This is a genomic window from Variovorax sp. PAMC 28711 (assembly GCF_001577265.1).
Taxonomy (GTDB): domain Bacteria; phylum Pseudomonadota; class Gammaproteobacteria; order Burkholderiales; family Burkholderiaceae_C; genus Variovorax.
The window spans coordinates 3,986,901-3,996,868 of the sequence record NZ_CP014517.1 but is presented as its reverse complement, the minus strand read 5'-3'; the positions used below and the strand labels follow the sequence as shown (position 1 = coordinate 3,996,868).

General features: G+C 68.8%; 11 protein-coding genes. 6 read left to right on the top strand and 5 right to left on the bottom strand.

Annotated elements, in window-relative coordinates; translation table 11 throughout:
* Positions 1 to 20: 20 nt before the first annotated feature.
* Genes AX767_RS19270 through AX767_RS19245 form a run of 6 tightly spaced genes read left to right on the top strand, consistent with a single transcriptional unit; the run spans position 21 to position 4,773 of the window.
* Positions 21 to 1,043, top strand: a complete 1,023-nt coding sequence (locus AX767_RS19270; protein ID WP_237288497.1) for a chorismate transformation enzyme, FkbO/Hyg5 family — start codon at positions 21 to 23, stop codon at positions 1,041 to 1,043.
* A gap of 12 nt (positions 1,044 to 1,055) precedes the next feature.
* On the top strand, positions 1,056 to 1,853 hold the full coding sequence (locus AX767_RS19265; protein WP_068632792.1) for a lysophospholipid acyltransferase family protein: 798 nt from the start codon (positions 1,056 to 1,058) through the stop codon (positions 1,851 to 1,853).
* Positions 1,820 to 2,596, top strand: coding sequence for a glycosyltransferase family 2 protein (locus AX767_RS19260; RefSeq protein WP_068632791.1), 777 nt, complete (start codon positions 1,820 to 1,822; stop codon positions 2,594 to 2,596). Before AX767_RS19265 ends, AX767_RS19260 begins: the two co-directional genes overlap by 34 nt.
* Positions 2,597 to 2,603: 7 nt before the next feature.
* Positions 2,604 to 3,338, top strand: coding sequence for a phosphatase PAP2 family protein (locus tag AX767_RS19255; protein ID WP_068632790.1), 735 nt, complete (start codon positions 2,604 to 2,606; stop codon positions 3,336 to 3,338).
* Positions 3,335 to 3,574 carry an acyl carrier protein gene (locus AX767_RS19250; protein WP_068632789.1) on the top strand — a complete coding sequence of 80 codons (240 nt, stop codon included), beginning with the start codon at positions 3,335 to 3,337 and terminating at the stop codon, positions 3,572 to 3,574. Before AX767_RS19255 ends, AX767_RS19250 begins: the two co-directional genes overlap by 4 nt.
* On the top strand, positions 3,571 to 4,773 hold the full coding sequence (locus AX767_RS19245) for a beta-ketoacyl-[acyl-carrier-protein] synthase family protein (protein ID WP_237288496.1): 1,203 nt from the start codon (positions 3,571 to 3,573) through the stop codon (positions 4,771 to 4,773). The genes AX767_RS19250 and AX767_RS19245 overlap by 4 nt, the downstream gene beginning before the upstream one ends.
* 9 nt (positions 4,774 to 4,782) lie before the next feature.
* Here the strand turns inward: AX767_RS19245 and fabG are convergent, their stop codons facing one another.
* Genes fabG through AX767_RS19220 form a run of 5 tightly spaced genes read right to left on the bottom strand, consistent with a single transcriptional unit; the run spans position 4,783 to position 9,967 of the window.
* Entirely contained in the window at positions 4,783 to 5,517 is a 735-nt protein-coding gene (gene fabG / locus AX767_RS19240) for a 3-oxoacyl-ACP reductase FabG (RefSeq protein WP_068632788.1), read from the bottom strand.
* The gene (locus tag AX767_RS19235; protein WP_068632787.1) at positions 5,514 to 5,978 is read right to left on the bottom strand and encodes a hydroxymyristoyl-ACP dehydratase; all 465 of its coding nucleotides are present in this window, start codon (positions 5,976 to 5,978) and stop codon (positions 5,514 to 5,516) included. The genes fabG and AX767_RS19235 overlap by 4 nt, the downstream gene beginning before the upstream one ends.
* On the bottom strand, positions 5,975 to 6,724 hold the full coding sequence (locus AX767_RS19230) for a class I SAM-dependent methyltransferase (RefSeq protein WP_068632786.1): 750 nt from the start codon (positions 6,722 to 6,724) through the stop codon (positions 5,975 to 5,977). Before AX767_RS19230 ends, AX767_RS19235 begins: the two co-directional genes overlap by 4 nt.
* Complete coding sequence (locus tag AX767_RS19225) at positions 6,721 to 7,542, bottom strand: polysaccharide deacetylase family protein (RefSeq protein ID WP_068632785.1); 822 nt, start codon at positions 7,540 to 7,542, stop codon at positions 6,721 to 6,723. Before AX767_RS19225 ends, AX767_RS19230 begins: the two co-directional genes overlap by 4 nt.
* Before the next feature lie 16 nt (positions 7,543 to 7,558).
* Positions 7,559 to 9,967, bottom strand: coding sequence for an MMPL family transporter (locus AX767_RS19220; protein ID WP_068632784.1), 2,409 nt, complete (start codon positions 9,965 to 9,967; stop codon positions 7,559 to 7,561).
* Position 9,968: the final 1 nt, after the last annotated feature.

Here is a 9,968-nt window from a genome sequence, read left to right as displayed (position 1 = left end):
CCGGCAATTCGCGCATTCCAGTGACCGCATCGTGCCTGCGGGTCGAACGGGTGTCGCTGGTCGATGGCGTGCGGTTGGCAGCCCGTGAACCCGCGCCGCTCGCCGCGCTCTGTTACGGCCAGGTGCCTGGAGCGCCGCCCTGGCTCTCGACCGTCGACACCCGCGTGCTGGGGGCCGGCGACCCGGTGGTCGATTTCTGGCACGGCAACACCCACGCTGAGATCACGGTCGGCAGCACCGGCGCCGTGAACTGGCGCAGCGATGGCACCTGGCTGTGGGGTTCCATCGAGCTCGATGAAACGAAGGCCGACGCGCGCGATCTGGGCGAACTGGCAGAGCGCGCGTACCGCGACCTGTTTCGCACGCTCGACGCCGTGCGCATCCCGCATCTGTTGCGCATCTGGAACTACCTCCCGCAGATCAACGCCGACGGCGGTGGGCTCGAGCGTTATCGCCAGTTCAATCAGGGTCGCCAGCAAGCGTTCGTCGACGCCGGTCAAGCGGCTTTCGATGGCGCGCCGGCGGCCTGCGCGCTCGGGGTGCGCGAAGGCGGGTTGTGCATCCGCTTTCTGGCAGGTCGGCAAGCGCCGGTGCCGGTCGAGAACCCGCGGCAGGTGTCGGCCTACCGCTATCCGGACACCTACGGCCCGCGTGCGCCGACGTTTTCGCGCGCTGCGCTGGCGGACGTGGGCGACGAGGTCGCGCTGTTCGTTTCGGGCACCGCCAGCATCGTCGGCCATGAAACGCTGCACGCCGGCGATGTGCACGCGCAAACTCGCGAGACGTTGCGCAACCTCGACGCATTGGTCGCGGCCGCCAACGCGACCGGCGGCACCCGCTTTTCAGTGGACGCGCTGGACTGCGTCGTCTACGTGCGTCACCCACACGATGTCGCGGCCGTGATGTCGGTCATCGATGAAGTGGTCGGCGCGCCATCGCGCTTCGTGCGCCATGCGGTCGTGCTCCAAGCCGACATCTGCCGCAGCGACCTCCTCGTCGAGATCGAAGCCCATGCCTTCGCACCCGGCCGGCTGCATGCGTGAGGCCGTGACGCAATGATCCGTGTCCTGCGATGGCTCGTGACACTCCCGCTGGCGCTGCTGCTCTACGCGTTGCTGCTGTTCCTCGGTCTCATGTCGCTGAGCTGGAACCTGATCGCGATGGTGCTGCACCCGCTCTTGCCCGCGGCCTTTGGTTTGCGACTCGGCCGTGCCGGTATTTCGGCCGGCTACCGTGTGTTCTGGCACCTGGCCTCGGCCTGCCGGATGATGCGCATCGATGCCGACTGCCTCGATACCCTGCGGGACGAACCTGGCCTGATCTTCGTGGCCAACCATCCGACGATGCTGGACGCCTTGCTTTTCGTGGCACACCTGCCGAAAAGCGCCTGCATCATGAAGGCGTCCCTCATGAAGAATATCTTTCTCGGCGGGGGCGCGCGCCTGGCGCGCTACATCCGCAACGACTCCGCGCGCACCATGGTGCGCCTCGCGGTCGAGGACCTGAAACGGGGCGGCCAGCTCGTCATCTTCCCGGAAGGCACGCGCACCGTGGCGCCCCGGCTCAATTCGTTCCGTCCAGGGGTGACCCTCATCGCCAAGCTGGCGCGGGCGCCGATCCAGACCGTCTTCATCGACACCGATTCGCCGTATCTCGGCAAGGGCTGGCCGCTGTGGCGCGTGCCGCCGCTGCCGATCGTTTTCAAGCTCCGACTGGGTGAGCGCTTCGATCCGGTGACCGACAGCGACGCCCTGCTCTCGACGCTCGAAAGCTACTTCCGCCAACACATGGAACCGCGCGCCTCCGACGCGCCCGCCGAATGCCAGACGCCTCGCGCACCCACCTTGTCCTGATCCCAAGCTACAACGCCGGCGAACGCCTCTTTTCGACCGTCAGTGGGGCACGTGCCCAGTGGAATCCGGTGTGGGTCGTGATCGACGGCAGCACCGACGGAACCGGCGAGCGCCTGCAGCGCATGGCCGATGCCGACCCCGGCCTGCATGTCCACGTCCTTCCGCAAAACCAGGGCAAGGGGGCGGCCGTGCTGCACGGACTGCGAGCAGCGCAAGCGGCAGGCTTCACGCATGCGCTCACGATGGATTCGGACGGCCAGCACCCGGCCGACCTGATCCCGGCTTTCATGGCCGCGTCACAGGCGCGTCCGGAGACGATGGTGCTCGGGCGCCCGGTGTTCGACGCCAGCGCGCCGATGCTGCGGGTGCGCGGCCGGCGCGTGTCGAACGGCTGGACGCAACTCGAAACGCTGTTCGCCGGCATCGGTGATTCGCTCTACGGTTTTCGGGTTTATCCGGTGTCTCATCTCATCGCAGTCATGGCGCGCCAGCCCTGGATGCGCCGCTTCGACTTCGACACCGAAGCCGTCGTTCGGCTCGCCTGGCGTGGCGTCAAGCCGGTCAACATCGACGCGCCGGTGAAATACCTGACCGCCGACGAAGGCGGTGTCTCGCACTTTCGGTATGGGCGCGACAACGTGCTCCTGACCTGGATGCACGCACGACTGATGATCGAGTTCGTGCTGCGGCTCCCGCTGCTGGCCTGGCGCCGGCTGCGCGGGCAACCGCCCTTCCAGCGCTGAGACCGGCATGGTGAACACCTTGCAGACGGCGCCGGACTGGCGGACGGACATCGGCCAGCGGATGCGACATCTCTTCCTGCTGAAACTGGTCGGGACCACGGCCTTCATCTGGCTCTTTTTCATCGGCTATTTCTATCTGCTGCGCAACCCAGCAGAGCCGCCGCTGGTCATGCCGCTGACCGCGCTCGATCTCTGGATTCCGTTCCAGCCGCAATTGCTCTATGCCTATCTCTCGCTGTGGTTCTACGTCGGTGTCGCGCCCGGGCTGCAGCGCACCTTCATCGAACTGCTCGTTTACGGTCTGTGGGCCTCTGCCATGTCCGCGGTCGGGCTTGCGGTTTTCTATTTCTGGCCGACGGCCGTCATGCCGTTGACCCTCGACGTGTCGGGCTTTCCGGGCTTCGCGACGCTGCAGGGCGTGGACGCGGCGGGCAATGCCTTCCCTTCCATGCACGTGGCGATTGCGATGTTCACGCTCATCCATCTCGAGTCGCTCTTTCGCGAGACCGGCTCGCCTGCGGCGTTCCGGTGGCTGAACGTCCTCTGGTTCGCTGCGATCGTGTGGTCGACCCTCGCGATCAAGCAGCACGTGGTGCTCGACGTGGTGGCCGGCAGCGTGCTCGGCATCGTATTTGCGTGGGCGTCCTTGCACTGGCGCCCGAAGCCCCTGCAGCTATCATCGATCGTCAACCCAACAGAAGCCGACCCCTCACCGGGCGCGACAACGCACAACACGCCATGAGTTCGCTGAAAGAATTGCAGGACCTGATCCAGGAAAAGTACGGCCTCGAAGCCGCCTCGCTGGACCCGGACGTTTCGATGCGTGAAAAGGGCTTTGACTCCTTGTCCATCGCCGAATTCGTCTTCGCCATCGAAGACCATTTCCACATCGTGTTGCCCGACGACAACCCGAACATCGACACGCTCGGCGAACTCGCCGCGCTGGTCGACAAGGTGCGGGCCGCGAAGACAGCGTGAGCCCGGTCGCCGTCACCGGCCTCGGGGTGATGGCACCCCACGGCGATCAGGTCGAAGCGCTTTTCGAGCGCTTGATGGCAGCGGAGTCCGCCGTGTCGCCGGTGTTTCCCGATCTTCCGAAGCCAGCCGCCGCTGCCACGGTCGCGTTCGATCCGCTGCGCTGGTTCACCAAACTTCAGCTCGCGGGCGTCGACCGCGTCAGCCAGTTGGCGGTGGCTGCGGCCGATCTCGCCATGACGAACGCCCGCGCCGCCGGTACCGCCGACCCCGAGCGCATCGGCGTGTATGCCGGTTGCGGCATGGGCGGCGCCGCAGCGCTGGAAGCGGCCTACCGCGGCAACGGCCGCGTCCCGCCGCTGACGATTCCTGCCTTCATGCCCAACGCACCCGCATCACACGTCGCGATGCGCCAGGGCGTGCACGGGCCGGTGCTCACCTACTCGGTGGCGTGCGCCTCGTCGTCGCTGGCGATCGCCGAAGCGGCCAAGGCGGTGCAGCGCGGCGATGTGGACATCGCGATCGCGGGCGGCAGCGAATCCCTGATCGTGCCTGGCGTCATGCTGGCCTGGCAGGCCATGCAAACGCTCGCCGGCTTCGAGCCCGGCGAGGCCGCCCGCGCCGTGCGGCCGTTCGCCAGCGATCGCAGCGGTTTCGCGCTGGGTGAAGGCGCTGCCTTCCTGATCCTCGAATCCGCGGACCGCGCTCGCGCCCGTGGTGCCCGCGTCCACGCCCTGCTGTCCGGCTGGGGCAGCAGCTGCGACGCCACCCACCTGACCAAGCCCGATGTCGCAGGCCAGGTCCGCGCGCTGCGCCAGGCGCTGCGCCACGCGGGGTTGAGCCCGCGCGATGTGGGCTACTGCAACGCACACGGCACCGCAACGCGCATCGGCGATGTCGTCGAGCGCGATGCATTGGCCGACGTCTGGGGTGCCGACATCGATCGCCTGCGCGTGAGTTCGACCAAGGCGCTCCACGGTCATCTGCTGGGTGCCGCGGGCGCGCTCGAGGCGGTGATCACGGTCATGGCGCTGTCGCAACGCCGCCTGCCGCCGAACGCGAACTGCGTGTCGGTCGACCCGGCCTGCGCGTTGAACCTGGTGCTGCAAGCGGGCGAAACAGCGCCTCAGCTGGAAGCGGCGATCAGCAGCTCTTTTGCGTTCGGCGGGACGAACTCGGCGTTGCTTTTTCAACGACCCTGAGTCCGGTCTTCAGATCATTCCGCCGTTGATCGAAATCACTTGCCCGGTGATGTAGGCCGCTTCGGCGCTCGCGAGAAAGCCGGCGAGCGACGCCACTTCTTCAGGCGTTCCGGCCCGCTTGGCCGGGACCATCTGGTGGATCATGGCCGGATCGAACACCGCATCGGCCATCGGCGACGCGATGATTCCCGGCGCGATGGCGTTGACCGTCACGCCGCGCGCCGCCACTTCGAGCGACAGCGCCTTCGTCGCGCTGTTGAGCGCGCCCTTCGCAGCGGCATAGTTGACCTGGCCCTTGTTGCCTGTGAGCGAAGCGACCGACGAAATGTTCAGGATGCGGCCCCAGCGGGTGCGCAGCATCGGGAGCAGCAGCGGCTGCGTCACCCGGAAAAAACCGTTGAGCGAAATGTCGATCACCTTGTGCCATTGCTCGGGGCGCATGCCCGGCAGCACGGCGTCGTCGTGCACGCCGGCGTTGTTCACGATGACCTGCACCGGGCCGGCTTCGAGCATGCGCGCGCACGCCGCGGCAGAAGCCTCGTCGCTGCGCAGATCGAACAGCACACACTCGGCGCGACCGCCCGCGGCGACGATCTCGGCGGCCAGCGCTTCGACCGACTCGGGCCGCGAATTCGCATGGAGCAGGACCGTCGCGCCGTCGCGCGCCAGCCGTCGGGCGATGGCGGCGCCCAGCGATCCGCTGGCGCCGGTGATCAATGCGCGTTTGCCTTCGAGCGTGGTCATGCGACAGGTTCCAGGGTCAAGGGGGTGTTGAGCACGACCACCGCGCGGCCTTCGGCCACCGGCTGGTCGCGCGCGTCGCGGAGCGCGAATTCGTAGAGGACCTGCGTGGCATCGCCCGACAAACGCCGCGCATGCACCTGCAGCGCGCCGTCGATGTCGTCGAGCCGCGCCACCGACAGGCGGACGTTGCGCGCGCTGGCCAGAAAGCCGGCCGATGGCGTGCTGCCCTCCGCCGCCAGCATGCCGCCGTGCAGCGCCATCGCCTGCGCCGCGTATTCGATGGCGTTCGGCGCGAGCAAGCCACCGGCGGTGCGCAGCGGGTTGTCCGGGTGGGTGTGCGTGCGGGTCGTGCAATGGATCGCGTCGGCGTCCCAGCTTTCGAGGCGGTCGAGCAGACACATGCTGCCGGTATGCGGAATGCGCCGCTCGATGCCGGCACGATCGAGGGTCTGCGGCGTCATGCGGCAGCGCCGAGATCGGCCACGAGCAGCACGTTGGCGAACGGCGTGCCTTCGCTCATCGGAATGCTTTCGACGCGAAACCCCATGCCTTGCAGCGTGGTGGTCCATTCGGCCAGCGTGCGCCCCCAGGTCGGCGACACTTTGTGGCCGCGGATGCGCGTCACGGTGCGGTCGACCCACTGGCTGATCGCGAAACCGCGCCGGCTCGATGCGTCGCCGACGCGCAACAGCAGCCGACCGTCGGGCTGCAGCGCATTGCGCACGCGGCGCAGCACGCCGTCTTGCGCCGCGATGTCGACGTAGTGCAGCACGTCGAGGATGACGACCAGGTCGCAAGGCGGCAACGCGGCGCTGCACATGTCGCCGCACACCATCTTCGGCGCGGGTTTCAGGTGGCCGATCGACGCCTCGGCGCGGGCGATGTCCTTGGGCATCAGTTCGATGCCGGTGTATTCGGCTGCCGTCGGCGTGGCACGCCATGCAGCGGGCCAGCGCCCGCCCTTCTGCATTGCGCTCATCGATGCGAGCAGGCTCGCGAAGAGACCCTGGCCGCAACCGATGTCGACCACACGGCAGTGCTGCGGGCCGATCAACCCGCGCTCGATGAGACCGCGAAAGACCGGGTCGCGCCCGAGCTTGCCCCGCGCGAAATGCCAGGCGAAGCTGCCGGCCTGCTTGTACGGCAGCGTGGCCGCATCGTGCAGTTCGCGCCAGGCAGCGTCGGGGGTCGTGAGAACGGCGCTCATGTCTCTTTCATTCCTTCGGGCAGGGTGACCGCGCGCAGCGTGTCGGCGCGCAGACGTTGAAGCAACAGCGGAAGCACCTCGACGATGACCGGCCGGCCGCTGGCGGTGCGTGCCGCGTGGCCGTCGTGCAGCAGGAGAATGTCGCGCGCCGCCAGGCCTTGCGTGAGCCGCGCCAGCACCTTGGCCGGATCGTTCTCGCGCGTGTCGAAACCGCGCCGCGTCCAGGTCACCAGCGACAGGCCAAGACGGCGCAGCACCGGTTCGAGGAACGGGTTGCGCAGGCCCGCGGGCGCACGGAAACAGGTCGGCCGCTCGCCGGTGATGTCGGTCAGCACCTCCTGCGCCTGCGAAATCTCGCGCAGGAACCCGCGCGGGCCGAGCAGGGAAAAGTTGTGCCGATGCCGCGCCGTGTGGTTCTGCACGCTGTGGCCGCGCGCCACGATCTCGCGCGCCAGCGCCGGATGCGCCCTCACCCGGTCGGCGATGCAGAAGAAGGTGGCGCGCTGGCCATGCGCATCGAGCACATCGAGCACCTGCGGCGTGACCTCCGGATCGGGGCCGTCGTCGATGGTGATGGCGATCTCGCGGCGGGCCGCGGCCGCGAGCGGCAGCCGCGTCATGTTGGGGCCGAGAACGCTGCTGCGTGGCGTCAGGCCGGCAGCGGCGATGGCGGCATGGTTCAGCACCACGGCGCCGATCGCCCAGGGCACCGCGCCAGGAATGAGCAGCCCCGCGCCGACCGCCGCGACATGCAGGCCGATGCTGGCTTGCACGACCGGCCACGGACGCGATTCGGTGTTCAGAACGGCAGAAGACATCCGCTGGATTTTCCCATCAGGTCCGTGTCGGCGGCGTGCCTTGCACACCCGAGGCGCCGCGCGCGAAGGCAGCGGCCAGAAGCATTGCGAGCAACGCGCCCGGTGCCACCACGCGGCCGATGGCCGAGAGCGCCGGGATGTCGGAAATCGCGATCAATCCGAACGACACCACGGTCGTCAGGTTGGCCAGCATGAGCGACGCCAGCGTGTCTTCGTCGGCACGCCCGGTCTCCTGCAACTGGTCGAAGAAGAGCGCGTAGTTGGAACCGACCGCCACCACCAGCAGCAGGCCGACCAGGTGCAGGATGCCCAGCGCGGCCTGCAGCAGCGCAAGACCGCCGAGCGTCAGCACGACGGCGAACACGAGCGGCTGGCACACGGCCAGCAAGCGACGGCCCGAGCGCAGGTAGATGGCGAGCAACACCACCACCGCGAGCGCGCCGAGCATTGCCTGCAAAAAGGCTTGTTGCAGATAGCGGTCGTAGAGCGATCCGAGTTCGCGGCCCACATCGACCACCTGCACATCGGGCACGCCGGCCATCGCAGCCTCGAGCTTCGCCGCGTCGAACGTTGCGCCGGGATGCAAGGCGATCAGCGCACCCCACCCGCCGCCGCTGCGCTGGTACATGAGCGCATTGATGACCGGCCCGAGCGGCCCGGCCGAGAGCTCGGCATGCCGCACGATGGGCTGGCTGCGCGCCTTGTCGACGTCGGCGATGAAAGGCTCGAGCCGGCTCGCCGGCAAGGGCGTGCCCGCCGTGGCTTCGGCCAGCCGGGCGCGCAGTGTCGCAGTGTCGGGCAGGCTCGCGAGACGCGCCTTCTGCGCGGCCTCGCTCGGCAGGAAGCGGGTGACCGTCTCGAACCCGGTGAGGTCGCCGCTGTCGACCAGCTTCTCGAGCCGCGCGCCGGCGGCTTCGGTGTTGCGCAGCACCGTCTCGATGTCGGGGCCCTGCACCACGACCAGCGTGCTCGCGTCGCTGGCACCGATGTCGGCGCGCAGTTGCTCGTCCATCAATTGCGCCGACTTCGGCACCGGGCTCATGGCGCTCAGGTTGGCGCGCCACAGGTGGGCGCCTTGCCATAGCACCAGGGCCAGCGCCGCCACGCCGAGCGCGAGCAGCGGCAGCCGCAGTCGCGGCAAGCCTCGCACGATGGCACCGGCGGCGCGCGCCATGTGGCGGCGCATGCCCGTCCCGGTGGCGCCATCGGGTGCCAGCACCGGCAACACGTAACGCGTGGCGAAGGCCGCCGACACCAGTCCGGCGATGGAGAACACGCCGAGCTGCGCCAGGCCCGGGAAGCCGGAGAACAGCAGCGCCGCGAAGCCGCAGACGGAGGTCAGCAGGCCGAGGCGAACCGTCGGCCAGTTGAGGTCGCGCCAGCGTTTCCAGCCCGTGCCGGGCACGGCGGCGCCGCGCGCCTGGATGAGGTAATAAATGGCGTAGTCGACCGTCTCGCCGATCAGCGTGCTGCCGAATCCGAGCGTGAGGCCGTGCACGCTGCCGAACGCCAGGCTGACGGCGGCCGTACCGCCCACCACGCCGGTCGCGACCGGCAGGAACGCCAGCACGAGGGCGCGCGGCGAGGCGAAGGCGAGCAGCAGCAAGCCGCCCATCACGAGGCCGCCGACGGCGGCGAGGTGCGTCGCCTCGCGCTTGATCTGGTCGCGGCTCTGCACCGAAAACACCGGCGAGCCGCTCATCAGCAATTTCGGTGCGCCGGCGCCCATGTCCCTGGTTGCCGTGTCGTATGCGCTCTGGATTCGAGCAATCGCAGAAGCCAGCGTGTCGAGGTCGCTGCCGGCCGACTTCGTGGTGGCGAGCAGCATGGCGCGCGGCGCGGTGCGCGACGCCCAGACGCCCTCTTCCGTGCGAGGCGCACTGGCCGGGATGAGCCCTTCGGCGATGTGCTGCGTCTCGCCGGTCGGATCGCGATCCAGCAAGGGCTTGACCAGATTGCCGGCCGGCGTGCCGAGCAGCGACAGCGTGTCGACGATGGCGTCGCGCAAGCCGTCGACGGTGAAGCGGTCGGGCCCGACGGCGGACGACAAGCCGTAGCGGTGCTCGAAGATCCAGGTGCCGGCGGCGGTCCAGTCGGCGGCATCGCCGTTCTGCACCTGCTCGAACATGCCGCTGCTGCGCATGGCGCCGGCCACGGCACGCGAGACGGTCGCGCGCTGCGCCGCATCCGCGCCGCCTTCGATGCCGATCAGGATGGTGCGCGACGCGACGCCGCTTTGCAGCTGGTCGATCAGCACGCGCTGGCGTGCGTCGGGGCTTTGCGGCAGAAAGGCCGACAGGTCGGCGCTGAATGGCGAGCGTGCGATCCACGCGATGCCGGCCGCCATCGCCAGCAGCCAGACCAGCATCACGACGAGGCGGCGCGAGCGGCCCAAGCCGGGGGCAGCGGGCGCGGCGGGCCGCATG

Coding starts and splice junctions, on each gene's coding strand:
- AX767_RS19265 (WP_068632792.1), top strand. CDS start 1,056: ATGATCCGTGTCCTGCGATGGCTCGTGACACTCCCGCTGGCGCTGCTG.
- AX767_RS19230 (WP_068632786.1), bottom strand. CDS start 6,724: ATGAGCGCCGTTCTCACGACCCCCGACGCTGCCTGGCGCGAACTGCAC.
- AX767_RS19220 (WP_068632784.1), bottom strand. CDS start 9,967: ATGCGGCCCGCCGCGCCCGCTGCCCCCGGCTTGGGCCGCTCGCGCCGC.
- AX767_RS19255 (WP_068632790.1), top strand. CDS start 2,604: ATGGTGAACACCTTGCAGACGGCGCCGGACTGGCGGACGGACATCGGC.
- AX767_RS19250 (WP_068632789.1), top strand. CDS start 3,335: ATGAGTTCGCTGAAAGAATTGCAGGACCTGATCCAGGAAAAGTACGGC.
- AX767_RS19235 (WP_068632787.1), bottom strand. CDS start 5,978: ATGACGCCGCAGACCCTCGATCGTGCCGGCATCGAGCGGCGCATTCCG.
- AX767_RS19260 (WP_068632791.1), top strand. CDS start 1,820: ATGCCAGACGCCTCGCGCACCCACCTTGTCCTGATCCCAAGCTACAAC.
- fabG (WP_068632788.1), bottom strand. CDS start 5,517: ATGACCACGCTCGAAGGCAAACGCGCATTGATCACCGGCGCCAGCGGA.
- AX767_RS19225 (WP_068632785.1), bottom strand. CDS start 7,542: ATGTCTTCTGCCGTTCTGAACACCGAATCGCGTCCGTGGCCGGTCGTG.